Below are 23,892 nucleotides of genomic sequence, written 5' to 3' on the forward strand. Positions count from 1 at the left end.
CAGCTATTTTACACCGACAGCATTGACCAAACCTATGCAGGAAAAAGCCACTCACTTTGTATCAAAAGTATGTCTCTTAGCACTCAAACGTGAGCAAATGTTGCTATCACCCCACCTGCTCACAGTTGCTTACAAAGACAAAATTGCCCCATTACAACACTGACTACACTCAAGTCACACCTGCATCATAGCCAATATCACTTAATCCAAAGATTGTGATTCGGTTAGCGTTATGGGTGTTAAATACTTTCACTTAGCTAGCGCCTAGCCCTAAGTCGTATTGGACGAGTTAACAAGTGAATCCACCGTATCGATTAGCGAGGATGTCATGAAAACACTAACTCATTTACCCATAGCCAGTCGCCTATCAATTAGCAGCACTCTTAAGATGAGCACTCAGCTTAGATTAGGCACTGCACTTGCGTTAGGCACAGCACTCACATTAGGTATCACACCGCTAGCCCAAGCCATGGCGGCTAACTCAGCAGCTATCTCTACAGCTGGCCCAAACATTGAAACCATCACAGTGACCTATCGCGACCCGCTCGATTATGCCTTATATCAACATACCACGGAAATGTTGAGCGTATTTCGACTCGAAATCCGTGAAGACATCGGCATTCAGGCACGCAATAGCTTGATGGAAATGGCTAAAGCTCAGCATGTTAATCATCATAACCTCGCCCAAGTGCCAGCGAGTAATAAAAACCTAGCATTTGTATGGGTATCGCCCTCAGCAAAAGCCAATCGGTAAAAGTGTGGACAAAGCTGGTCAGCAGCCATAACAGCAGGTAAAATGTCGCGCTATTTTTATTGGTCATCTTAGGGCGACACAACTGATGAGTAAGAAACTCCATATCAAGACTTGGGGCTGTCAAATGAATGAGTATGACTCATCCAAGATGGCTGATCTGTTAGGCGAATACCAAGGTTATACCCTGACTGAAGAAGCGTCTGAGGCAGACATTCTCCTGCTGAACACTTGTTCAATCCGTGAAAAAGCGCAGGAAAAAGTGTTCCATCAGCTAGGACGCTGGAAGACGCTTAAAGATAAAAATCCCAATTTGATTATTGGCGTGGGCGGCTGTGTTGCTTCGCAAGAAGGCAAAGCCATTAAAGACAGAGCCCAATGTGTCGACATTATTTTTGGACCACAAACATTACACCGTCTGCCCGATATGATCGAGCAAGTACGCCGTGGTGACAAAGCGGTTATCGATATCAGCTTCCCTGAAATCGAAAAATTCGATCGCCTGCCTGAGCCACGCGCCGAAGGCCCAACGGCGTTCGTGTCTATCATGGAAGGTTGCAGCAAATACTGTTCATTCTGTGTGGTTCCTTATACGCGCGGCGAAGAAGTCAGCCGTCCATCGGACGATATCATCCTTGAGATCGCCCAATTAGCGGAGCAAGGCGTACGTGAAGTGAACCTGCTTGGCCAAAACGTCAATGCCTATCGCGGCGCAACCCACGATGACGGCATCTGTACCTTTGCTGAATTACTGCGTTTTGTGGCAGCTATCGACGGTATCGATCGTATCCGCTTTACGACCAGTCACCCGATTGAATTTACACAGGATATTATCGACGTTTATGAAGATACCCCTGAGCTAGTGAGCTTCTTACACTTGCCAGTACAATCGGGTTCTGATCGTATTCTCACGGCGATGAAACGTGGTCACATGGCGATTGAATATAAGTCAATCATCCGCCGCCTGCGTAAAGCCCGTGAAGGTATTCAAATCAGCTCAGACTTTATCATTGGCTTCCCAGGCGAAACCAAAGAAGATTTTGCCGACACCATGAAGTTGATTGAAGACATAGGTTTCGACCACAGCTTTAGCTTTATTTATAGCGCACGTCCGGGCACGCCAGCGGCGGATTTACCTGATGATGTTGATATGGAAGAGAAAAAGCAACGTCTAGCGATTCTGCAAGACCGCATCACCCAGCAAGCCATGCGCTACAGCCGCCATATGATGGGCACAGTGCAGCGTATTCTGGTTGAAGGTCCATCGGTTAAAAATCCAATGGAACTGCGTGGCCGTACCGAGAACAACCGTGTGGTGAACTTCGAAGGTCAGCCAAAACACATTGGTACTTTTGTGGATGTCGAAATCGTCGACGTTTATACTAACTCGCTGCGCGGTAAGTTTATCCGCGGTGAAGATGAAATGGATCTACGCCGTAGCCTACGTCCATCGGATATTTTGGCTAAGCACAAACAAGATGATGAACTGGGTGTGACGCAATTTAAGCCATAAGGGTGAAATCGGCTTAAACACTACCGATATAAACTTGCACAGTACGTATCATAAAGAAGGGCGACTTAGTCGCCCTTTTGCTTTAACGCACTTTTGTTTAAGTCTACCAAGGCAATTGTTATTTTCCGTTAGCAATTATCGGCCATGGCTCGTAAACTGAAATTATCTTGCAAGGGTTTAGCGACATCAACCTTGCTTTCTTATTCGCTATTGGGAGTGCTATTTGTCCAGTAAATTAACTACCATGAATCTGTATCTCGAACCCGCAGAAACCCGCCGTTTGGCTTCACTTTGCGGTCCATTCGATGACAATATCAAACAGATTGAGCGTCGCGTTGGCGTTGAAATCGTCCGTAAAAACAATCATTTTCAGATCACCGGACTGCCACGCAATTGTTTAAGCGCCAACAACTTACTCAAAGAGCTCTATATCGAGACCCAAACGGTCAAAGGCAGCACGCCCGATCTTGAGCCTGAGCAAGTCCATATTGCTATTCAAGAAGCCATCGCCCTAGAGCAAGAAGATGCGAGCGATGACAGCAGCATTAATATCAAAACCCGCCGCGGCGTCATCAAGCCACGCAATCCGAATCAAAGCTTATATGTGGCCAATATTGTGCGCCACGACATTACCTTTGGTATCGGCCCTGCGGGAACCGGCAAAACCTACCTTGCGGTAGCAGCGGCAGTGGATGCGTTAGAGCGCCAAGAAGTGCGCCGTATTTTGCTGACTCGCCCAGCGGTAGAAGCGGGTGAAAAACTCGGTTTCTTACCCGGTGATTTAAGTCAAAAGGTCGATCCATATTTACGTCCACTCTATGACGCACTATTCGAAATGCTCGGCTTTGAGAAAGTGGAACGCCTAATTGAGAAAAACGTCATCGAAGTGGCGCCGCTTGCCTATATGCGCGGCCGTACCTTGAACGATGCTTTTATTATTCTCGATGAAAGTCAAAACACCACAATCGAGCAAATGAAGATGTTCCTTACCCGTATCGGTTTTAATTCCCGCGCGGTGATCACAGGCGACATCACCCAAACCGACTTGCCTAAGCATCAAAAGTCCGGCTTACGCCACGCGATTGAAGTGTTAAGCCAAGTAGAAGAAATCAGCTTTAACTTTTTCGTCTCCCAAGACGTCGTGCGCCATCCTGTGGTTGCTCGTATCGTCGAAGCCTATGAGGCATTTGATTTAAAAGAGCAAACCTTAAAGGCTAAGAAAGAAAGCCAATACCAGAAACAACAGGAAGCCGCAGCACATGAGTCTTGATTTAGCCTTAGATATTCAACATGCAACCGCCTGCGACGGGTTGCCGACGGACGAACAATTTGCCCTTTGGGTCACAACCGCGATTGGCAATAGCATGGATGAAGCTGAATTAACCATACGTATCGTCGACAGCCGTGAGAGTCAGATGCTCAATAGCACCTACCGCGGCAAAGACAAACCGACCAATGTGCTGTCATTTCCCTTTGAGGCACCGCCAGAAATTGAACTTCCTTTACTCGGAGATCTTGTCATTTGCGCGGCAGTCGTTGAAAATGAAGCCCGTGAACAACATAAAACCTTAGAAGCGCACTGGGCACACATGGTTGTACATGGTTGCTTGCATCTGCTAGGGTATGATCACATCGAAGATGAAGAAGCTGAAGAGATGGAGTCGTTAGAGACACAACTCATTGAAGGCTTAGGCTTTACTGACCCATATAAGGAACAATAGTTAGCTAAGATAATCCCTATCAAAAGCTAATGAGAAAACTATGAGTGACGATATCCCCCCGAGTACGAACGCCCACAAGAAAGGTTGGTTTGATAGAGTAAGTCAGCTATTTCAGGGCGAACCTCAAAATCGCGAAGATTTAGTCGATGTGATTGATGGTGCCGAGCAGCGCGATCTGATCACTCAAGACACCCGCGAGATGATAAAAGGTGTATTAGACGTTTCTGATATGCGTGTTCGGGATATCATGATCCCAAGAGCTCAAATTGTCGCCCTCCAGATAGACAACTCGGTCGAAGAATTACTCGCCACCGTGATTGGTTCAGGTCACTCGCGCTTCCCCGTCGTTAACGAAGATAAAGACCATATCGAAGGCATATTACTTGCTAAAGATTTGATACCTTACGGTTTTTCTAACAGTGATGAGCCCTTCTCATTGGATCGGGTGATCCGTCCTGCTGTGGTTGTACCCGAAAGCAAACGCGTCGATGTTCTGCTAAAAGAATTCCGCTCTCAACGCTATCATATGGCGATTGTGGTCGATGAATACGGCGGCGTATCAGGTCTTGTGACTATCGAAGATATTCTGGAAGAAATTGTCGGTGAGATTGAAGACGAATTCGACCACGATAGCACAGAAGAAACCGAGATCCGCAAAGTTGGTAACACGGTTTATATGGTTAAGGCCTTGACGCCAATCGAAGATTTCAACGAAGAATTCAACACTGAATTCAGTGATGAAGAATTTGATACCGTCGGTGGCTTAGTCTCACACGCCTTTGGCCATCTGCCAGAACGTAACGAGAGCATCATCATTGAAGGCATTGAATTTAAAGTTATCAATGCTGACACTAGGCGTTTAATCCAACTCAGAGTTAAACTCCCCGATCCTAATACTGGCGAAGACGTAGAATAATCACTCGTGCTAAAACAAATCCGGGCTTTTGCCCAACAAAAGTCCCGACCTAGTGCTGTGAGACTCGTACTGGCATTTGCCCTTGGCGCCAGTACGGCGCTTTCATTTGCGCCCTATTCCATTTGGATTATCTATCCGTTTGCCATGGCAATTGCCCTCTGGCACAGCCGAGCGCTTGGCGCTAAGGCGAGCTTTTACTATTGGTTAAGCTTTGGATTTGGCTGTTTTGCCGTAGGGATCAGCTGGGTACATGTAAGTATGGATACCTTTGGTGGTATGCCGCTCATCGCCTCCGTTGGATTGATGGCCTTGTTGGCTTTGTATTTAGCCTTGTATCCGGCACTAACAGGTTTAGCGCTGGCTTGGTTAACTAAAACGCGCAGTAAAAATGGCGAAACCACGTTTAGCCTTTGGCGTAATCTCGCACTGTTCCCCGCCCTGTGGACCTTGACCGAATGGGCTCGTGGCTGGGTGATGACAGGTTTCCCCTGGTTATGGGCCGGTTACTCGCAAACCCAAGGGCCGCTAAAACCCCTTGCCAGTATCATAGGCGCACTCGGGTTAAGCTTTGTGCTGGCCATGCTCGCAGGTGCATTAGCCCTTTGTTTTACTAAGCGTTATAAGAGTTTACTGCTTCTACTGCCACTCAGTATTTTGGCTGTTTGGGGGGCATCTAAGGTTTCCGACATTCATCCTACGGGTGAAAATGTTAAAGTGGCACTGGTGCAAGGCAATATTCCCCAAAGCATGAAGTGGGAACCCGATGCCCTGTGGCCGACCCTTTTAAAATACATGGATTTATCCCGCGAACATTTTGATGCCGATATCATTATTTGGCCAGAAGCGGCGGTTCCCGCGCCAGAATCTATGGTGCAGGACTTTTTAGATAACGCCAATAAAGTCGCCAATTTAAACCATACTTCAATCATCACAGGCATTATCAGCCATCAACACAATGACTTTTATAATTCATTGATTGTGCTTGGTAATCATAATCAGAAACAACAAGCTGGCCCTGACTATGAAGGCGATGGCAGCAATCAATTTAAGAAACATCATCTGTTGCCGATTGGCGAGTTTGTGCCCTTTGAAGCGCTGCTGCGCCCGATTGCGCCTTTCTTTAATTTGCCTATGTCCTCCTTTGCCAGAGGCGAATACCAGCAGCCGAACCTAAGTGCCCTAGGCCATAAAATCGCGCCCGCAATTTGTTATGAAATTGCCTTTCCAGAACAGTTACGCGACAGCGTTAATCAAGGGACAGATATACTGTTAACTGTCTCAAATGACGCTTGGTTTGGTAGTTCAAACGGCCCATTACAGCATATGGAAATCGCCCAAATGCGCGCTGTTGAATTGGGCCGCCCTCTATTGCGGGCAACCAACAACGGCGTGACAGCGGTAGTCGATGAACAGGGCAATATCACCGCATCCTTACCCCAGTTTGAAACAGGTGTACTAAGCGCAACCATTCCCTTGGTGACAGGCCAAACTTGGTTCGCAAAATTAGGTCAAACACCCCTGCTACTGCTCTGTGGTTTACTGGTATTACTCGGCTTTGTCCGACGTGTAAAAGCGCAATAGGATCAAGACCATGCGTTACCCAATCAATAAACAAGATGCGGCTGGCTTTACCGTGATAGAACTGGTCGTGGTGATTATTGTACTTGGGATCTTGGCAGTGATTGCCGCGCCTAAATTTATCGGTTTGAGTAAAGAGGCTCGGGTACAAACCTTGAGCCAATTAAAAGCCAGCGTAAAAACTGCCAACACACTCGCCTACTCAAAAACCCAAATGCCCAGCCTGCGAAGCCAAGCCGTTGCAGGCCGCGATGATATTATTGATATCGACCTCAATGGTGATGGCACGCCCGATACCAGATTGAAATGGGGTTACCTTGATAATACCGATGTGGAAAACTGGATCACCTCAGATGATAAGCTCATCATTCAATATCAAGGCGTTGATATCACTTATATAGGTTACGATCTTAACAACAATACCTTAGTAGATGACGATCAATGCTATTTCCGCTACACCCAAGCCAGCGATGCCAACACCCCGCCGCTATATGATATCAACACCCAAGGTTGTTAGGCTGACGCCCTGTTAACCTGTGTTATCCCGCAATTGTCTGCGAATACATTAGGCTGATTGCGCGTTCCACGTTAAGGTGAACGATTAGACGTGGCCTTATACCAATCATAGTTACTGTTCATAGTTACTGTGCCTGCATAGCCAATATGATTGGTACCATTACCTCGTTCCTTAACTAAGGTACACATCAAGGCAACTCTATGGCACTGCTTCGCGTGCGCTACCAAACCCACGAGTTTGGCAATCTCGATATTCATGTCAGAACCCTAAGAGACAATCAGGAATTTGACGACATCGATGGCGAAGCCGAAAAGCTCGGTATTTCCTCCGCAACTTGGCCGTTATTTGGCATAGTCTGGCCATCGAGCCAAGTGCTCTCGCACCACATGGCAGACTACAAAATTGGCAATAAACGTATTCTTGAAGTGGGCTGTGGCATTGGGCTCGCGAGTCTAGTGCTCAACCATAGGCACGCCGATATCACAGCAACCGACTATCACCCAGAATCAGGAAATTTCCTTAAGCAGAATGTCGATTTAAATCATGGTCGGGCGATCCCGTTTGTGCGCACTGGCTGGGCAGATGCAGAAACGAATTTAGGCTTATTTGATCTGATCATTGGTAGCGATCTCTTATACGAACAAGAACATGCCGATCTCTTATCACAATTTATTGAGCAGCATGCTAAACCAATTTGTGATGTAGTCTTAGTCGATCCCGGTCGTGGTAATCATGCCAAATTCAGTAAACGTATGGTCACCTTAGGTTACGAACACACGCAACATAAACCCATTCACACTGAATTTTTATTAGCGCCCTTTGGCGGTCAAATCCTCAACTACTCTCGTACCAACAGTTGATACAGCCTAATTAATGCAAATATGAGCCATTTAGGTCTAATAGAACTCAAAAAAAAACGACGCTGAGGCGTCGTTTTAGCTGCATAACATCACCACCTTGATTAAGGCGTTAGCGGCTCGCGGGTAAATTCTTCATGGTCACATTCAGGACAGTCAGGGATGGGACTTGGAAATTCAATACTCATTTCATTGCCACAGTTAGTGCATACCATGATGCCCTGATTCACTATGTCACCACTTTGATAGTAACCATGATGCTTAAAATCTTGCGCTAGCTCATGCCATTCAACTTGGCTGCGGTCGGTGATTTCACTCAGCCAATGCCAAAGTGTATTCTCCAAAGTAATCACTGTGGGGCTATGACTCAGACTATCTGCATTTTGTTCACGCAGAAAACTCGCTATATCACGCTTTAGGAATTGTTCGACTAAAGCGAGTTCATCTTCTCCTGCCTGTTGTTTAAGGCGTAAAAACTCCTTTCCTTGAGTGACAGATTTAAATAAATTCTTTGCAGTCAGCGTGTTATCTTCTGAAAATTGAGATTTAACTTCGGCAATTAAGGCTTGATACAGTCCTAGTAACACGTTACTTCTATCATTCATAATCAATACTCCTTCATACGAACCTTTTTAATGCATCGCTTCTAGTTTATTCTATGCAGATCTTACTCGCGCTGATATGGCGTTAGATCAAATAATAGGCGGCACTGCCGGAAATAGAGTGATGCAAGAGCAATATAATCCCTCAGAAATTGAAGCCTTAGTGCAAAAGCACTGGCATGACAACAAAACCTTCGAAGTCACTGAAGACGCAAACAAAGAAAAGTTTTATTGCCTTTCGATGTTTCCGTACCCTTCTGGCAGACTCCACATGGGACACGTACGCAACTATACCATAGGTGACGTAGTTGCACGCTTTCAACGTCTTCAAGGCAAAAACGTGCTCCAGCCTATCGGTTGGGACTCATTTGGCCTGCCCGCAGAAAATGCCGCGATTAACAACAAGACAGCGCCTGCGCCATGGACCTATGAAAACATAGAATACATGAAGAACCAGCTGAAACTGCTGGGTTTTGGTTACGATTGGAGCCGTGAAATCGCCACTTGTACCCCTGAATATTATCGCTGGGAACAATGGTTCTTCACTAAGTTGTACGAGAAAGGCCTAGTCTATAAAAAGACAGCTTCAGTCAACTGGTGTCCAAACGATGAAACCGTACTGGCGAACGAGCAAGTTCAAGACGGTTGCTGCTGGCGCTGTGATACCCCTGTGGAACAAAAAGAAATTCCACAGTGGTTCATTAAGATCACTGCCTATGCAGAAGAATTGTTAAACGATATCGACACCTTAGATGGCTGGCCTGAACAGGTCAAAACCATGCAACGCAACTGGATTGGTCGCAGCGAAGGCGTAGAAATGACCTTCGGTGTCGCAGGCCACGATAAAAGCTTCGATATCTATACCACACGTCCAGATACCTTAATGGGCGTGACCTATGTGGCGATTGCCGCAGGTCATCCATTAGCTGAAATCGCCGCGCAAACTAATCCTGAGCTTGCCGCCTTTATCGATGAGTGCAAAAACAGCACAACATCAGAAGCCGAACTCGCGACCATGGAAAAACGCGGTGTCGCTACAGGGCTTTTCGCCATTCATCCTATCACTGGTAAGCAAGTGCCGATTTGGGCAGCTAACTTTGTGTTGATGAACTATGGCACAGGTGCCGTAATGTCAGTTCCAGGCCACGATCAACGTGACTTCGAATTTGCGAAAAAATATGGTCTGGCGATTGAAGCTGTGATCAAGCCAGTTGATGGCGACGTCGATATTAGCGAAGCCGCTTATACCGAAAAAGGCGTACTGTTTAACTCGGGAGAGTTCGACGGTTTAGACTTTGAAGCGGGCTTTAATGCCATCGCTAACAAGTTAGTCGCCGAAGGTAAAGGCAAGCGCCAAGTCAACTATCGTCTGCGCGATTGGGGTGTTTCACGTCAGCGTTACTGGGGCGCACCGATTCCTATGGTGACCTTAGCCGATGGCACTGTGATCCCAACGCCAGCAGATCAACTGCCAGTATTACTGCCAGAAGATGTGGTGATGGACGGGATTCAAAGCCCAATCAAGGCCGATAAAGAATGGGCTAAAACCCAAGTCAACGGTCAAGATGCGCTACGCGAAACCGATACCTTCGATACCTTTATGGAATCCTCTTGGTATTACGCCCGTTACTGTAGCCCGCATGCAGACGAAATGTTAGATCCGGCTAAAGCCAACTACTGGCTGCCTGTGGATCAATACATTGGCGGTATCGAACACGCTTGTATGCATTTGTTATATTTCCGCTTCTTCCACAAGTTGCTGCGGGATGCGGGTCTGGTTAACTCTAACGAGCCAGCCAAACAACTGCTGACCCAAGGCATGGTGTTGGCCGATGCTTTCTACTACATCAACGAAAAAGGCGCCCGTGTATGGGTGTCGCCGTTAGATGTAGCAACCACAGAAAAAGACGACAAGGGCCGCATTACGAAGGCTATCGACAAAGACGGCAATGAGCTGGTTTATACCGGCATGAGCAAGATGTCTAAGTCGAAAAACAACGGTATCGATCCTCAAGTCATGGTCGAAAAATACGGCGCCGATACCGTTCGCCTATTTATGATGTTCGCCTCACCACCAGAATTAACTCTGGAATGGCAAGAGTCTGGCGTTGAAGGCGCACACCGCTTCATTAAACGTCTGTGGAAACTGGCAAGCGAGTATATCGCCCAAGACAACAGCGAAGCCTTAGATGTCAGCAAGTTAGCTGCGGATCAAAAAGCGCTACGCCGTGAAGTTCACAAAACTATCGCTAAAGTGACCGACGATATCGGCCGCCGTCAGATGTTCAACACTGCGGTTGCCGCCGTGATGGAACTGATGAACCATCTGCAAAAAGCGCCACAAACCACAGGTCAAGACAGAGCCATTATCGGCGAAGCCTTATCGGCCATAGTGCGTTTGCTGTACCCTATCATTCCGCATGTGAGCTTTAACCTGTGGAACGAGTTAGGCAATGCAAGCAACATCGAAGACAGCCAATGGCCAGTCGTTGATGAAGCGGCGCTCGTTGAAGACAGCAAGCTCATCGTTGTGCAAGTTAACGGTAAAGTTCGCGCAAAAATCACAGTGGCCGCCGATGCTGATAAAGAATCAGTAGAAGCCTTAGGTATGAGTGATGAGCACGTGATCAAATACCTAGACGGCCTGACGGTGCGTAAAGTGATCTATGTGCCGGGCAAACTGCTTAGCATAGTGGCCAATTAACGGCTGCTAATAACTCGCTATACTCAAAGCCATTGAAGTTGCAGCATAGCTGCAACTTCAAGTCCGCAGGGTATACCACGAATAGGAAACCGCGAAATCTATGCTAATCAAACGCATATGCTTCGCAATCATGGCACTAGTGATTATGACTAGCGCCGGTTGCGGTTTTAAGCTTCAACGCAGTTATCAAATCCCCGATGTCCTCAATCATTTGAGTTTGAGCAGCGCGGATGAATACAGCGAACTCACCCGTTTAGTGCGAGAGCGCCTGCGCTTGAATAATATCCAAGTTGTCGACGCCGCCGATGACGTTCCAGTATTAAGGTTAATCACCGACTCCCTTGAACGCTCGACCTTATCTTTATATCCCACGGGTAACGTCGCCGAGTATGAGCTGATTTATTTAGTCGAATTTGCTGTGGCATTGCCGGGCAAAGAAGCGCAGCCTTTCAAGGTTGAAATTCGCCGCGACTACTTAGACGATCCCCGTACCGCATTGGCAAAGAGTCGTGAAATGGAATTGCTGACGAAGGAAATGCGTATCCAAGCTGCGGATCGTATTCTGCAAGCGATGGCCAGTACTGAGGTGAATTAATGCGGGTCATCAATTAAATGCGGATAATCTACTAAATGCGGATAATCAACTAAATGAGAGTCTATCCCGATCAACTCTCCCGCCACCTTAACCAGTTATTTCCTTGTTATCTGATTTTTGGGGATGATCCTTGGTTGATTGAAACCACCAAAGATCAGATCCGCCAATTTGCCAAGCGTCAGGGTTTCGATGAAAAAGTCCAACTCATTCAAGAGACGGGCTTTAATTGGAACGACTTGACTCAGGAATGGCAGGCCATGAGCCTGTTTTCCAGTAAGCGTCTGATTGAGTTAACCCTTCCACAATCTAAGCCCGGTGCCGAAGGCTCTAGCACACTGCAAGCCCTATTGCAGACGCCCAATCCCGATATGCTGTTGATTATCGAAGGGCCAAAACTCGCCACAGAGCAAACCAACAGTAAATGGTTTAAGACCTTAGATGCCCATGGCATGTATCTGCCCTGCGCCACGCCAGAAGGCGAGCAGTTTATGCGCTGGCTCGATGGCCGCATCAAGCACTTTAAGCTCAATCTGCAGCCGGATGCGCGTGCTATGTTGCATTCTCTGTATGAAGGGAATTTACTGGCTGCCGATCAAGCCATGCAATTGCTGCAACTCCTGAGCCCAGCAAAACCCGTCAGTGCCGACGAACTGGGCCACTATTTTGAAGATCAGTCGCGCTTCACCGTATTCCAACTCACGGATGCATTGCTGAATAATAAACAGGATAGCGCGCAGCACATGCTGGCCCAGCTCAATGGCGAAGGCACAGCCTTACCTATCCTGCTGTGGGCCTTGTTTAAAGAGCTCGGCTTATTATTCAATTTAAAATGCGAGCAAGCCCAAGGCGTTGCGCTGAGTGCACTCTGGGGTAAGCATCGTATTTGGGATAAGCGTAAGCCACTGTATCAAGCTGCGCTGCAACGACTTAGCCTTGAACAACTCGAACATATGCTCGCCCTCGCTTCGAAGCTTGAGCTCAATTTAAAGCAGCAGGGTAAAGAGGATTGGACTGGGCTGAGCCACCTGTGTCTGTTATTTGATCCTAGAGCCCATCGGCATCTGGCGCATATAGCCATAGACTAATCATAAGTTAACCAAAGAGTTGATATGCGCATTGGCATTTTAGGCGGCACCTTCGACCCGATACACTATGGTCATATCCGTCCGGCGATGGAAGTGAAACACGCATTAGCCTTGGATAAAATCCTGCTGATGCCGAACCATATTCCGCCCCATAAGCAGCAGCCCAATTTAACCACAGCGCAGCGGCTCAAGATGGTTGCCGATGTCTGCTCGCAACTGGATGGCTTTGAGCTATGCGATATCGAGGCAAAACGCGACACGCCTTCCTACACAGTTATCACCCTTGAGCAACTGAAAGCCTTACATCCTAAAGACGAACTGTTTTTTATCATGGGGATGGACTCTTTCATCCAATTACAAAGCTGGCATGAGTGGCAACGCTTGTTCGACTTTGCCCACCTCGTTGTCTGCCAGCGTCCGGGCTGGCAGCTCGATGCCGAGCATCCTATGCAGCAAATATTAACGGCCCGCAGTCAAGCCCAAGCACTCACTGAGCATGCTGCTAACCCCGCCCATAGAAATGATGGGCAGATTATCCCTGTGACAATTACGCCACAGGATATTTCCTCGACGCACATTCGTGAGCAACTGGCAAAAGGCGAAATCCCCGCCGATTTACTCATGCCCGTCACGCTAGATTACATCCAAAATCAACGACTTTACTTACCTTAGCTCGAAACGTAAGCAGATATCGCCCACTCAGCTGCCAATGGCAATGTATTCCGGCAAGCAACACTGGTATACTACCGCGCTATTTAAAATTAATGAGGTACGCCAGCGTGCAGAGCGCGGAATTAAAACAGTTTGTTGTCGACAAGATCGACGACTTAAAAGCCAGAGACGTTGTTGTTCTGGATGTCAGCAAGCAATCTAACATCACTGACTACATGGTCATATGTTCAGGTACATCAAAGACTCACGTTAAAGCTATCGCTGAAAACCTTGTGGTTGAAGCGAAGAAAGCCGGTATTCCACCTTTAGGTGTTGAAGGCCGTGAAAGCAGCGAATGGGTTCTTGTGGACATGGGCGATGTGATCCTGCACGTTATGCAAGATCAAACCCGTGATTTCTACCAGCTTGAAAAGCTCTGGTCAGAAAAGCAAGACTGATGAAGTTACAGCTCATCGCAGTAGGAACACGGATGCCCGATTGGGTTACCCGTGGTTTCGAAGAATACCAGCGCCGTTTTCCACGTGATATGGCGCTGGAGCTTATCGAAATACCCGCTGGAAAGCGGGGGAAAAATGCCGACATTGTCCGGATCCTTCAAAAAGAAGGCGAACAAATGTTGGCGGCCATTCCCAAAGGCAATCATATTGTTAGCTTAGATCTCCCCGGAAAAAACTGGACGACCCCCGAGCTTGCAACCGCGTTGACTAAATGGCAACTCGATGGTCGCGACGTCAGTTTACTGATCGGCGGACCTGAAGGATTAGCGCCAGCTTGCAAAGAAGCGGCAAACCAAAGTTGGTGCCTATCGGCATTAACCTTACCTCATCCCTTAGTTAGGGTTGTAGTCGCCGAAAGTTTGTACCGCGCGTGGAGCGTGAACACGAATCACCCCTACCATAGAGAATAGCGGGATCTTGATGTTAACGAGTGTCAACCACCCGTCATGGGATCAGCCGGAGATAGCATAAGTGTCGCCAAAAAAGCGGATAACAATGCATGATCACGCCGCCGAGGCGTCTCTTTTTAAGCGCCGAGCGCTATTCACTTTTTTTTGCGTTTTCGCCCTATTAAGCGTATTAGTCACCAACCTTTATCATTTACAGGTTGAATCCTATAAGGATTATGCAACTCGCTCTAATGATAATCGCATTCGTGTTGTTCCCATTGCTCCTAGTCGCGGCCTCATTTACGATCGTAACGGCGTGCTGTTAGCCGAAAACTTACCCTTCTATTCCCTCGATCTGGTTCCTGAAAAAATCAGTAACATGTCAGAGACCTTAGATGAGCTCGGCAAGTTAATTGAGATCAGTGAAGATGAACGCGAAACCTTTACCGAAGCGCTGAAATTTCATCGCCGCTTCAAACCACTGACGCTCAAAAACCAGCTCACCGAAGAGCAAGTGGCGATTTTCAGTGTTAACCAACACAAATTCCCAGGCATTTCCGTCGAAGCGGGTCTGAAGCGTAATTATCCCTACGGCGCGCAAATCACCCATGTGCTGGGTTATGTTGGCAAGATTAACACCCGAGACAGAGCCCAGTTAGAGCGCAGCGATCTGTGGAAAAACTATGCGGCCACCAAGGACATTGGTAAGCAAGGCATTGAAAAGTTTTATGAATCCCTACTGCATGGCAAACCGGGTCACTTAGAAGAAGAAGTGAACAACCGCGGCCGCGCAATTCGTACCTTAAAAATAGTACCGCCAGAGCCGGGACAAGATATTTACCTGACCTTAGATCTCAAGCTGCAACAAAAAGCGGTTGAGCTACTCACAGGTTTGCGTGGTTCTATTGTCGCAATCGATCCCCGTGATGGTGGGGTTTTAGCTATGGTCTCGAGTCCAAGCTATGATCCAAACCAATTTGTTCAAGGGATTAATAACAAAGATTACAGCGCCTTGCTCAATGATAAATCACGACCTTTGATCAACCGTGCAACCCAAGGCCAATATGCGCCAGCATCAACCATCAAGCCACATCTCGGACTTTTAGGGCTTGATGAAAAAGTCATTACCGAGAGCACCCGCGTATGGGACCCTGGTTTTTGGCAGATTCCTGGTGTTGAACGTAAGTACCGCGACTGGAAACGCTGGGGACACGGCTGGGTTAACGTCTACAGTGCCATTACTGAATCCTGTGATACCTTCTTCTACGAACTCGCCTATAAAGTCGGTGTCGACCATATTGCCCGCTTTATGGAACAATTTGGTTTTGGTCAAAATACTGGTATCGATATCTTTGAAGAATCGGCTGGCAACATGCCATCCAAAGAATGGAAACGCTTGAAATACAATCAAGCTTGGTACATAGGTGACACCATTTCCGTCGGCATCGGCCAAGGTTATTGGACGGCAACCCCATTACAATTGGCGAATGCAGTAGGCATTATGGCGAATAAGGGCCGTCGTTTCCCGCCGCATCTGCTGAGATCGATTAAAGACAATACTGCCAAAATTGACTCTCCGATTAATGAGTTACCACCAATCGAACTTAAAAACCCCCGTAACTGGAATATCATTAACGAAGCGATGCGCCAGACGGCACATAAGTCACGTTTCACTGATGCCACTTACACCGCCGCAATGAAAACAGGCACGGCGCAGGTCATTGGCGTGGCCGAAAATACCAAATATGATGCAAATAAAATTGCCGAACATTTCCGCGATAATGCCTTAGTTGTGGCCTATGCGCCCTTCGAAGATCCTAAAATCGTCCTCGCTGTCGTGATGGAAAACGCAGGATGGGGTGGCGCAAATGCTGGCCCAGTCGCCCGCGCCATGCTCGATGAATATATGCTTAGAGATACTTGGAAACCGCAGCCATGAGTAGCCATAGCCAATATCAAAACATCTGGCAACGCTTGCACATAGACTTGCCATTATTGCTCGGCCTATTGGCTGTCATGGGCTTTGGCCTGTTCGTCATCTATTCTGCCAGCGGCGAAGATTTAGAGATGATGGAGCGGCAGCTATTCCGTATGGTGTTGTCGCTCGGCATTATGTTCACTATGGCTCAGATCAATCCTGAGGCGCTTAAACGCTGGGCCCTACCCATTTATCTGGCAGGGATTGTCTTGCTGCTCGGGGTACATTTTTTCGGTGAAATTAACAAAGGCGCACAACGCTGGTTGAACTTAGGCTTTATGGAGTTTCAACCCTCAGAACTGATTAAGCTTGCCTTCCCCATCACAATGGCTTGGTATATCAGTAAGTTCCCTCTGCCACCGAAGAAACGCTATCTTGCTGGTGCAGCTGTAATCTTACTGGTGCCGACTCTGCTTATCGCGAAACAACCCGACCTCGGTACCTCGATTCTGGTGGCCGCATCGGGGATTTTCGTGTTGTTTTTATCGGGCATGAGTTGGATCATTGTCGGCGGTTTTATCGCGGCAGTACTCGCCTTCCTACCTATTCTTTGGTATTTCTTGATGCACGATTACCAAAGAACGCGGGTATTAACCTTACTCGATCCTGAGCAAGATCCATTGGGGGCGGGTTATCACATTATTCAGTCAAAAATCGCGATTGGCTCCGGCGGACTTTGGGGCAAAGGCTGGCTCGACGGTACACAATCGCAACTTGAATTTATCCCCGAGCGCCATACCGATTTTATCTTTGCGGTGATCGGTGAAGAATTTGGCTTAATTGGCAGTATCTTACTGTTAATTATGTACCTTTATATTATTGGCCGCGGCTTAGTCATCGCTTCGCGCGCCCAAACCAGTTTCGCTCGACTACTCGCAGGTAGTATCACGCTGACCTTTTTCGTTTATGTTTTTGTGAATATTGGCATGGTTTCAGGTATCCTGCCCGTGGTCGGTGTACCACTGCCCCTTGTCAGTTACGGTGGAACCTCCATGCTGACATTGATGACAGGGTTTGGCATTCTTATGAGCATTCATACCCATAGACGTTTCGTAGATAGATAATTTTTAGGGACTTTTCATGCCTACTCTCCGAGCTTTTTTAGCTCCACTCGGCTTACTGTGTTTAAGCTCATGCTTAATCGCCTGTACCACGGCGAACGAACCGACACCCGCGCAGGCACCCGCTCCAAGCACGCCAGTGGCGCCGGCCGCTGAAATCGCGCCCACAATTCCCGCTGAACTTAAAGAAGAGTTTATCCAAGCTCAAGTAAAACAAGGTTTTACTCGGGCAGAAGTGCTCGCTTTTCTCGATAAAGCAACATACAACCAAGGGGTTATCGATGCAATGACCCGCCCATGGGAAGCAAAACCTTGGCATGTGTATTATCCCATCTTCTTAACCGAGAAACGCCTCGACGCTGGTCTTGCCTTTTGGAAAAAACACGAGAAAACCATCGCCAAAGCGGCGGCCAAGTACCAAGTTGATCCACAGATTATTGTCGCCATCATCGGCATTGAAACCTTCTACGGCCAATACACGGGCAATTATCCTGTGATTGATGCCCTCTATACCTTAGGTTTTCACTATCCGCCGCGCGCCACCTTTTTCCGTAAGGAATTTGGCGAGCTGATGAAGTTAGTGAAAGAAGAACATTTAGATATCGATACCCTCAAGGGCTCCTACGCGGGTGCTATGGGTTATGGGCAGTTTATTCCCTCAAGTTACCGCCATTACGCGGTTGATTTCGATGGCAGTGGCAATCGCGATCTATTACAAAGTCCAGAGGATGCTATCGGCAGTGTGGCCAATTATTTCCATGAACACGGTTGGCAAGCCAATGCGCCGGTCGCTTTACCGTTAGTCAATAACAGCAAAGCAGCACCTAAAGCGAAAGTGTGGGCAGGTGAAAAGCTGAACTATAAAGTTGCAGATATTTTAACGCCGACCTTAGCCCTCGCCGATGCGCGGGACTTAGATGTTTCGCAAAAAGCCTTATTGATTGAGCTAGAACAAGCCGATCACAGTGACTACTGGCTTGGCTTAAATAACTTTTATGTGATCACTCGCTATAATCGTAGCCCTTTGTATTCAATGGCCGTTTATCAATTTAGCCAACAATTAAAAGAACAGCATGCCTCTAAAAAATAATCTTTTACAGCTTGCCGCCTTAGTTATGTGCTTCGCCCTTGCGGCGTGTTCTTCGAGCCCAAACAACGCCAGCAAGAAAAATATGGACCCGAACAAGGGCCGTTATTCGCTGAAGAATGACAAGCTGCCACTGAATCCACCGAATGTGGATAATGTGCCGAACGCGACGCCTAAGTACGAGCCCTATAGCCGCCGTGGCAACAAACCCTATACGGTTTACGGTGAGTCCTATACTGTGATGAACACGGGCCAAGGCTTTAGTGAAACAGGCCGCGCCTCTTGGTATGGTGAAAAATTCCATGGCTACGAGACCTCTAATGGCGAGCCCTATGACATGTATTCTATGTCTGGCGCCCATAAGACACTGCCACTGCCGAGTTACGCTCGGATCACTAACTTAGAGAACAATAAGCAAGTGATCATTCGCATCAACGACCGTGGGCCATTCCACTCAGATCGCATTCTCGATGTCTCCTACGCCGCCGCCTATAAACTCGGCATGCTCGGCAAAGGTACGGCGCGGATCAAACTGGATGTGGTTTATATTGGCAGTGTTGCGGCCACTAATTCGGCCTTAGCCAGCGCTCAAGATACGGGCAATCATTACATTCAGTTAGTGGCCTCCAAAGATAAAGCCAAACTCAATGCCATGGCGAAGAATCTTGAACAGAAATATCAGGTCAAGACCCGTGTACAAGCGGCAAACAATATGTTTAGACTACAGCTCGGCCCCATAGGTCAGCCTGAGTTAGCCGACAAGCTACTCAATAACGTCAAGCAAAATGGGTTTCCTGAGGGCTATATCGTCCATGAATAATGACCGTTTGCTCTGAACAGAATTGATTTAAAAATAGAGATGAAGGAACCTTCACTAAAACTCACTGTCCGAAAGTGGTACACTATTGAAGATCTTCTCGAATCCTTTCCATTTAATACAACTAAAAGACGTGCCAAGTTAATGATGAATTTTGTAAAAAGTCCCATTAAAACATTGCTGCTAATTTCCAGTGTCTCTCTCCCCGTTTATGCTGCGCAGCCTATTATTACACCTGATGCACCTTCAGTAGCCGCCAAAGCGTTCGTATTGATGGATTATAATTCGGGCCAGATTATCGCTGAAAGTAACGCTTACGAAAGCCTTAACCCAGCCAGTCTAACTAAGATGATGACCAGTTACGTGATTGGTCAAGAAATCAAAGCGGGCAATGTCTCCGTTGATGATGATGTGACTATCAGTAAAAATGCTTGGTCTAAAAACTTCTCTGACTCTTCTAAGATGTTCATTGAAGTCGGCACTACGGTTAAAGTGGGCGATCTAAACCGCGGTATCATTATTCAATCGGGTAACGATGCATGTGTGGCCATGGCCGAACACATAGCTGGTACTGAAGGCGCCTTCGTTGACATGATGAATTCATGGGCCAAACAACTGGGAATGCGTGATAGCTACTTCGAAAACTCCCACGGTTTGGATGCAGAAAATCACAAATCTACCGCCTATGATATGGCATTACTGGGCGCTGCGTTAATTCGCGACGTACCAGAAGAATACCGCGTCTACAGCGAGAAATTCTATACCTTCAATGGTATCAAACAATACAACCGTAATGGCTTATTGTGGGATAACAGCATGAACGTGGACGGCATTAAAACCGGCCACACCTCAGGTGCAGGCTACAACTTAGTGGCATCGGCCACCAAAGACGGCATGCGCTTAATTTCAGTGGTAATGGGCACGCAAAGTGAATCAGCCCGTAAAGCTGAAAGTAAGAAATTACTGACCTATGGCTTCCGCTTCTTCGAAACGGTAACCCCCTATAAAGCTGGCGACAGCTTTATTACTCAGCCGATTTGGTACGGTGACAAGAGCACGGTTGATTTAGGCGTAGCAACTGATACCCCTATCACCATTAGCCGTGGCCGTAGTAAGGACTTAAAGGCCAACTTCGAACTGACTAAACCATTAGATGCTCCTTTGAAGAAAGGCGAAACGGTTGGCCGTCTATTCTTCCAACTTGACGGTAAAGATATTGCCCAGTTCCCACTGGTGACATTGCAAGAAGTCAACGAAGGCGGCTGGTTTAGTAAATTAGTTGATTACTTTAAACAACTGTTTTCTGGTTGGTTTAGCTAAGCTAAACCATATAAATAAAGCCACCTCTGGGTGGCTTTATTTTTTTGGCTGCCGCCGCCCTTGAATCGGGTATAATAACCACCATATAGACTTCATTGAAACAGGTAAGAGTACTGATTATGTTAGGCACTAAATTTGATGAACTGATGGATTTCCCCTGCGCATTTCCTTTCAAGGTCGTCGGCGAAGCCCATGAAACGCTAACTGACAAAGTCGTGGCTGTGGTCCAAAAACATGCACCAGGTGATTATTCGCCATCGACCAAAACATCGAGCAAAGGTAGCTATCACTCCATTACTATCCGCGTGACTGTGACCAGCAAAGACCATATCGAAATTTTGTACACAGAACTTGCCGCCATCGAAGGCGTACGCCGCGTACTATAAATATTCCTCAAGGCCATGAAATGTGATCTGTCTTACATTTATGGTCAAGAGGCGTATAATAGCGCCACTCAATTCTAAGGGGAGAGGTTGCCCTTGCAAGACACGACTTTGCACATTCGACATCTTGGAAAACAAGATTACGAATCAGTGTGGCATGCGATGCAGCATTACACGGATACGCGCGACAGCGAAAGTCATGATGAACTGTGGATTGTCGAGCATCCGCCCGTGTTTACCCAAGGCCAAGCCGGCAAGAGCGAGCATATTTTAAATGCTGGCGATATTCCGGTTATCCAAGTGGACCGTGGCGGTCAAGTCACTTACCACGGTCCAGGTCAACTAGTGGTATATCCTCTTCTCGATATAAAACGTAGTAAAGTCGGCGTACGTCAACTCGTCACCCATATAGAGCAAAGCATTGTCGATATGCTCGCCAAGTACGGCATTAACGCTTATGCCAAGGCCGATGCGCCGGGCGTATATGTGGATGAACGCAAAATCGCCTCTCTAGGATTACGCATTCGTAAAGGCTGTTCATTCCATGGATTAGCCCTCAATGTCGACATGGATCTGGCGCCATTTCGCCGCATCAACCCTTGTGGTTATGCCGGTCTTGAAATGGTGCAATGCAAAGCGCTTGGCGGACCACAAACCGTGATTGAAGCAGGCGAGCAACTCACCATTACTTTTAGCCAATTACTGGGCTATCAACACCTAGTTCATCATCAAGGATTAGCAGCGTCATGAATAGGCCTGAACGTTTACAACCCGGAGTCAAATTAAGAGATGCCGATAAAGTGTCTCGTATTCCGGTCAAAATCGTCCCCTCAGAACGCGACACTATGTTGCGTAAACCCGATTGGTTACGGGTTAAACTGCCGGCATCGAATCAACGCATTTTAGATATCAAGCAAGCACTGCGTAAAAATGGCCTGCACTCGGTCTGTGAAGAGGCTTCTTGCCCTAACCTCGCCGAATGCTTTAACCACGGCACAGCGACCTTTATGATTTTGGGTGCGATTTGTACCCGTCGTTGCCCATTCTGCGACGTAGCCCATGGTCGTCCGCTTAAGCCCGACGCCGAAGAGCCGGTTAAATTGGCGCAAACGATCCGCGATATGAAGCTGAAATACGTGGTTATCACTTCGGTAGATCGTGACGATTTACGTGATGGTGGCGCCCAGCATTTTGCCGATTGTATCCGCGAAATTCGTAAACTGAATCCAGATATCAAGATCGAAACCTTAGTGCCTGATTTCCGTGGTCGTATCGATGCCGCCTTAGATATTTTATCGACTGAGCCGCCTGATGTGTTCAACCACAACTTAGAAACAGCGCCAATGCATTATCGTAAAGCGCGCCCGGGTGCAAATTACCAATGGTCGCTCGATCTGCTCAAACGCTTTAAAGAACGTCATCCCAATGTGCCCACTAAATCTGGCCTGATGATGGGTTTAGGTGAAACCAACGAAGAAATAGCCCAAGTGCTACGTGACCTGCGTGAGCACAAGGTTGAAATGCTGACCTTAGGCCAATACCTACAGCCGTCTAAGTTCCACTTGCCGGTTGAACGTTATGTGCCACCAGCAGAGTTTGACGAGCTGAAAGCCTTAGCCGATGAATTAGGTTTTACCCATGCAGCCTGTGGCCCATTAGTGCGCTCAAGCTACCATGCGGACCTGCAAGCCCAAGGTAAAGAAGTGAAATAACCTTCTTGCTTAGATGCAGAGCTCAAGTGATGTAGAGTTCAGGGTGATTAAAATAGAAAAACAGCGCTTAAGCGCTGTTTTTTTTATGAAATGTTTTATGGCTGTTGTTTATAACCACTACTCAACTAGCCATCGTTTTACAACATGAATGCTAATGCTCAGCTTATTCTTGGGTTATCGCTAAATCCATCAAGATAGCGTCTTCTTTACCGCCTGCTATTGGGTAATAACCTTTGCGACGTCCCGATTCAATAAAGCCAGAGTTTTGATATAAAGCACGGGCGGCAAGATTGGATTCTCGCACTTCTAGCATAAGCACCACGGCGCCCGAAGCCTTGGCCGAAGTTACCACAGCCTTAAGTAATAACTTGCCGTAACCTTTGCCCTGCTGGCTTGGTAATAGGCAAATATCCAACAAAGTCACTTCATCAACAATTTGCTGCACTATCGCAAAGCCTAAAAGACCATCGACCGAATCCGAAACTGAAGCTGCGTTAGGTTTCGCCTGCTTTAAACCTAGAACTCGGTATAAATGCCCGAAACAATTAGCAAGATTGCCCTCACTCATGGGGTGACTATGGGCCATAGATTCAAGCTGCGCCATTTGAGGAACATCTTTAAGCGTGAGTGCCACAAGCTCAACAGGCAAACCTGCTGTCAATTGTGCTGCGAAGGGTGTTGTGAATAGACTATCTTCTGGTGGGATGTTCAACGCTGGTATTCCAAAGTATTGGTTATTAATGATATTTACGAGTAAAGATCAAGACTTGCTTGGAGCTTGGCCACTCACTTGCTCGCGCCATTGGTAAATCTGCTGCCAGAGCGCGCTTTTAGCCTGCCAACCCACTAATAAATCGGCCAAGGGTTCAGACACTAACCATGCGGTACGTGGCCTAACTTTGTGACGTCGCAGATCCCAAACGATCTGTTTACCCGTATGGGGCTCACAATCAAAATCACATTCATCACGCTTTATGTCGATAAGTGTTAGCACAGCGTCAATCAGTGGCTCAGCCTCGGGTAACTCACCGTGTTCATCCCAAATCACTAAATAAGGTTTCACCTTAGTGTCGCGCACTCGCCAAGTTGTCACATTCATGGCGGTTAAATAGGCTGATTTATTCATTAGGGTCAGTT

At 47.3% G+C, this 23,892-nt stretch carries 25 protein-coding genes; 22 read left to right on the plus strand and 3 right to left on the minus strand.

Features of this window, described 5'->3' with window-relative positions; translation table 11 throughout:
- The first annotated feature begins 328 nt into the window (after positions 1 to 328).
- From K5Q99_RS00735 to K5Q99_RS00770, 8 genes are all read left to right on the plus strand, one after another.
- On the plus strand, positions 329 to 754 hold the full coding sequence (locus K5Q99_RS00735) for a hypothetical protein (RefSeq protein WP_220775729.1): 426 nt from the start codon (positions 329 to 331) through the stop codon (positions 752 to 754).
- 85 nt (positions 755 to 839) lie between these two features.
- Positions 840 to 2,264, plus strand: coding sequence for a tRNA (N6-isopentenyl adenosine(37)-C2)-methylthiotransferase MiaB (miaB, locus tag K5Q99_RS00740; protein WP_106651363.1), 1,425 nt, complete (start codon positions 840 to 842; stop codon positions 2,262 to 2,264).
- A 223-nt stretch (positions 2,265 to 2,487) separates the two neighbouring features.
- Positions 2,488 to 3,534 (plus strand): PhoH family protein, encoded by a 1,047-nt coding sequence (locus K5Q99_RS00745; RefSeq protein WP_006082740.1) that lies wholly within the window; start codon positions 2,488 to 2,490, stop codon positions 3,532 to 3,534.
- The gene (gene ybeY, locus K5Q99_RS00750; protein WP_106651365.1) at positions 3,524 to 3,985 is read left to right on the plus strand and encodes an rRNA maturation RNase YbeY; all 462 of its coding nucleotides are present in this window, start codon (positions 3,524 to 3,526) and stop codon (positions 3,983 to 3,985) included. The genes K5Q99_RS00745 and ybeY overlap by 11 nt, the downstream gene beginning before the upstream one ends.
- Before the next feature lie 40 nt (positions 3,986 to 4,025).
- The gene (gene corC, locus K5Q99_RS00755; RefSeq protein ID WP_006082742.1) at positions 4,026 to 4,901 is read left to right on the plus strand and encodes a CNNM family magnesium/cobalt transport protein CorC; all 876 of its coding nucleotides are present in this window, start codon (positions 4,026 to 4,028) and stop codon (positions 4,899 to 4,901) included.
- Positions 4,902 to 4,907: 6 nt separating this feature from the next.
- Positions 4,908 to 6,482: an apolipoprotein N-acyltransferase gene (gene lnt / locus K5Q99_RS00760; RefSeq protein ID WP_220775730.1), complete on the plus strand. Its 1,575-nt coding sequence runs from the start codon at positions 4,908 to 4,910 to the stop codon at positions 6,480 to 6,482.
- Between the two features lie 10 nt (positions 6,483 to 6,492).
- Positions 6,493 to 6,996: a prepilin-type N-terminal cleavage/methylation domain-containing protein gene (locus K5Q99_RS00765; RefSeq protein ID WP_220775731.1), complete on the plus strand. Its 504-nt coding sequence runs from the start codon at positions 6,493 to 6,495 to the stop codon at positions 6,994 to 6,996.
- Between the two features lie 200 nt (positions 6,997 to 7,196).
- Complete coding sequence (locus K5Q99_RS00770; protein WP_220775732.1) at positions 7,197 to 7,856, plus strand: class I SAM-dependent methyltransferase; 660 nt, start codon at positions 7,197 to 7,199, stop codon at positions 7,854 to 7,856.
- Positions 7,857 to 7,957: 101 nt separating this feature from the next.
- Here K5Q99_RS00770 and K5Q99_RS00775 read toward each other — a convergent pair whose 3' ends face one another.
- Positions 7,958 to 8,458 (minus strand): zinc ribbon-containing protein, encoded by a 501-nt coding sequence (locus tag K5Q99_RS00775; protein ID WP_220775733.1) that lies wholly within the window; start codon positions 8,456 to 8,458, stop codon positions 7,958 to 7,960.
- Between the two features lie 121 nt (positions 8,459 to 8,579).
- Between K5Q99_RS00775 and leuS the strand changes: the two genes are divergently transcribed.
- The 14 genes from leuS (at position 8,580) to lipA (ending at position 22,755) form a co-directional block, all read left to right on the plus strand.
- A complete protein-coding gene (gene leuS, locus K5Q99_RS00780) occupies positions 8,580 to 11,159 on the plus strand; it encodes a leucine--tRNA ligase (RefSeq protein ID WP_220775734.1) in 2,580 nt (859 codons plus the stop codon).
- A gap of 100 nt (positions 11,160 to 11,259) precedes the next feature.
- Positions 11,260 to 11,754 (plus strand): LPS-assembly lipoprotein LptE, encoded by a 495-nt coding sequence (locus K5Q99_RS00785; protein ID WP_006086960.1) that lies wholly within the window; start codon positions 11,260 to 11,262, stop codon positions 11,752 to 11,754.
- Positions 11,755 to 11,807: 53 nt separating this feature from the next.
- Positions 11,808 to 12,839: a DNA polymerase III subunit delta gene (gene holA, locus K5Q99_RS00790; RefSeq protein ID WP_220775735.1), complete on the plus strand. Its 1,032-nt coding sequence runs from the start codon at positions 11,808 to 11,810 to the stop codon at positions 12,837 to 12,839.
- Between the two features lie 24 nt (positions 12,840 to 12,863).
- Positions 12,864 to 13,511 (plus strand): nicotinate-nucleotide adenylyltransferase, encoded by a 648-nt coding sequence (gene nadD, locus K5Q99_RS00795; protein WP_220775736.1) that lies wholly within the window; start codon positions 12,864 to 12,866, stop codon positions 13,509 to 13,511.
- A 107-nt stretch (positions 13,512 to 13,618) separates the two neighbouring features.
- Positions 13,619 to 13,948, plus strand: a complete 330-nt coding sequence (rsfS, locus tag K5Q99_RS00800; RefSeq protein WP_006082751.1) for a ribosome silencing factor — start codon at positions 13,619 to 13,621, stop codon at positions 13,946 to 13,948.
- Positions 13,948 to 14,418 carry a 23S rRNA (pseudouridine(1915)-N(3))-methyltransferase RlmH gene (gene rlmH / locus K5Q99_RS00805; RefSeq protein WP_006082752.1) on the plus strand — a complete coding sequence of 157 codons (471 nt, stop codon included), beginning with the start codon at positions 13,948 to 13,950 and terminating at the stop codon, positions 14,416 to 14,418. The genes rsfS and rlmH overlap by 1 nt, the downstream gene beginning before the upstream one ends.
- 61 nt (positions 14,419 to 14,479) lie before the next feature.
- Positions 14,480 to 16,336 carry a penicillin-binding protein 2 gene (mrdA, locus tag K5Q99_RS00810; RefSeq protein ID WP_106651372.1) on the plus strand — a complete coding sequence of 619 codons (1,857 nt, stop codon included), beginning with the start codon at positions 14,480 to 14,482 and terminating at the stop codon, positions 16,334 to 16,336.
- On the plus strand, positions 16,333 to 17,439 hold the full coding sequence (gene rodA, locus K5Q99_RS00815; RefSeq protein WP_106651373.1) for a rod shape-determining protein RodA: 1,107 nt from the start codon (positions 16,333 to 16,335) through the stop codon (positions 17,437 to 17,439). The genes mrdA and rodA overlap by 4 nt, the downstream gene beginning before the upstream one ends.
- 16 nt (positions 17,440 to 17,455) lie before the next feature.
- Entirely contained in the window at positions 17,456 to 18,526 is a 1,071-nt protein-coding gene (gene mltB, locus K5Q99_RS00820; protein ID WP_220775737.1) for a lytic murein transglycosylase B, read from the plus strand.
- The gene (locus tag K5Q99_RS00825) at positions 18,510 to 19,343 is read left to right on the plus strand and encodes a septal ring lytic transglycosylase RlpA family protein (protein WP_220775738.1); all 834 of its coding nucleotides are present in this window, start codon (positions 18,510 to 18,512) and stop codon (positions 19,341 to 19,343) included. The genes mltB and K5Q99_RS00825 overlap by 17 nt, the downstream gene beginning before the upstream one ends.
- Before the next feature lie 141 nt (positions 19,344 to 19,484).
- Positions 19,485 to 20,660, plus strand: a complete 1,176-nt coding sequence (locus K5Q99_RS00830) for a serine hydrolase (RefSeq protein WP_220775739.1) — start codon at positions 19,485 to 19,487, stop codon at positions 20,658 to 20,660.
- Positions 20,661 to 20,779: 119 nt separating this feature from the next.
- Positions 20,780 to 21,046 (plus strand): DUF493 family protein YbeD, encoded by a 267-nt coding sequence (ybeD, locus tag K5Q99_RS00835; RefSeq protein ID WP_063883373.1) that lies wholly within the window; start codon positions 20,780 to 20,782, stop codon positions 21,044 to 21,046.
- 93 nt (positions 21,047 to 21,139) lie between these two features.
- Entirely contained in the window at positions 21,140 to 21,793 is a 654-nt protein-coding gene (gene lipB, locus K5Q99_RS00840) for a lipoyl(octanoyl) transferase LipB (RefSeq protein ID WP_063883405.1), read from the plus strand.
- A complete protein-coding gene (lipA, locus tag K5Q99_RS00845; protein WP_028761485.1) occupies positions 21,790 to 22,755 on the plus strand; it encodes a lipoyl synthase in 966 nt (321 codons plus the stop codon). Before lipB ends, lipA begins: the two co-directional genes overlap by 4 nt.
- Positions 22,756 to 22,918: 163 nt before the next feature.
- Here the strand turns inward: lipA and rimI are convergent, their stop codons facing one another.
- On the minus strand, positions 22,919 to 23,467 hold the full coding sequence (rimI, locus tag K5Q99_RS00850) for a ribosomal protein S18-alanine N-acetyltransferase (protein WP_220775740.1): 549 nt from the start codon (positions 23,465 to 23,467) through the stop codon (positions 22,919 to 22,921).
- A 48-nt stretch (positions 23,468 to 23,515) separates the two neighbouring features.
- Positions 23,516 to 23,881 carry a hypothetical protein gene (locus tag K5Q99_RS00855; protein WP_106651378.1) on the minus strand — a complete coding sequence of 122 codons (366 nt, stop codon included), beginning with the start codon at positions 23,879 to 23,881 and terminating at the stop codon, positions 23,516 to 23,518.
- Between the last annotated feature and the right edge of the window lie 11 nt (positions 23,882 to 23,892).

Source organism: Shewanella hafniensis, assembly GCF_019655335.1.
GTDB classification, from domain to species: Bacteria; Pseudomonadota; Gammaproteobacteria; order Enterobacterales; family Shewanellaceae; genus Shewanella; species Shewanella hafniensis.

Bases quoted from the DNA above. Each gene is read 5' to 3' on its own strand.
- K5Q99_RS00735 (WP_220775729.1), top strand. From the start codon at position 329: ATGAAAACACTAACTCATTTACCCATAGCCAGTCGCCTATCAATTAGC.
- miaB (WP_106651363.1), top strand. From the start codon at position 840: ATGAGTAAGAAACTCCATATCAAGACTTGGGGCTGTCAAATGAATGAG.
- ybeY (WP_106651365.1), top strand. From the start codon at position 3,524: ATGAGTCTTGATTTAGCCTTAGATATTCAACATGCAACCGCCTGCGAC.
- corC (WP_006082742.1), top strand. From the start codon at position 4,026: ATGAGTGACGATATCCCCCCGAGTACGAACGCCCACAAGAAAGGTTGG.
- K5Q99_RS00765 (WP_220775731.1), top strand. From the start codon at position 6,493: ATGCGTTACCCAATCAATAAACAAGATGCGGCTGGCTTTACCGTGATA.
- K5Q99_RS00770 (WP_220775732.1), top strand. From the start codon at position 7,197: ATGGCACTGCTTCGCGTGCGCTACCAAACCCACGAGTTTGGCAATCTC.
- K5Q99_RS00775 (WP_220775733.1), bottom strand. From the start codon at position 8,458: ATGAATGATAGAAGTAACGTGTTACTAGGACTGTATCAAGCCTTAATT.
- leuS (WP_220775734.1), top strand. From the start codon at position 8,580: ATGCAAGAGCAATATAATCCCTCAGAAATTGAAGCCTTAGTGCAAAAG.
- K5Q99_RS00785 (WP_006086960.1), top strand. From the start codon at position 11,260: ATGCTAATCAAACGCATATGCTTCGCAATCATGGCACTAGTGATTATG.
- holA (WP_220775735.1), top strand. From the start codon at position 11,808: ATGAGAGTCTATCCCGATCAACTCTCCCGCCACCTTAACCAGTTATTT.
- nadD (WP_220775736.1), top strand. From the start codon at position 12,864: ATGCGCATTGGCATTTTAGGCGGCACCTTCGACCCGATACACTATGGT.
- rlmH (WP_006082752.1), top strand. From the start codon at position 13,948: ATGAAGTTACAGCTCATCGCAGTAGGAACACGGATGCCCGATTGGGTT.
- rodA (WP_106651373.1), top strand. From the start codon at position 16,333: ATGAGTAGCCATAGCCAATATCAAAACATCTGGCAACGCTTGCACATA.
- mltB (WP_220775737.1), top strand. From the start codon at position 17,456: ATGCCTACTCTCCGAGCTTTTTTAGCTCCACTCGGCTTACTGTGTTTA.
- K5Q99_RS00825 (WP_220775738.1), top strand. From the start codon at position 18,510: ATGCCTCTAAAAAATAATCTTTTACAGCTTGCCGCCTTAGTTATGTGC.
- K5Q99_RS00830 (WP_220775739.1), top strand. From the start codon at position 19,485: ATGATGAATTTTGTAAAAAGTCCCATTAAAACATTGCTGCTAATTTCC.
- ybeD (WP_063883373.1), top strand. From the start codon at position 20,780: ATGTTAGGCACTAAATTTGATGAACTGATGGATTTCCCCTGCGCATTT.
- lipA (WP_028761485.1), top strand. From the start codon at position 21,790: ATGAATAGGCCTGAACGTTTACAACCCGGAGTCAAATTAAGAGATGCC.
- K5Q99_RS00855 (WP_106651378.1), bottom strand. From the start codon at position 23,881: ATGAATAAATCAGCCTATTTAACCGCCATGAATGTGACAACTTGGCGA.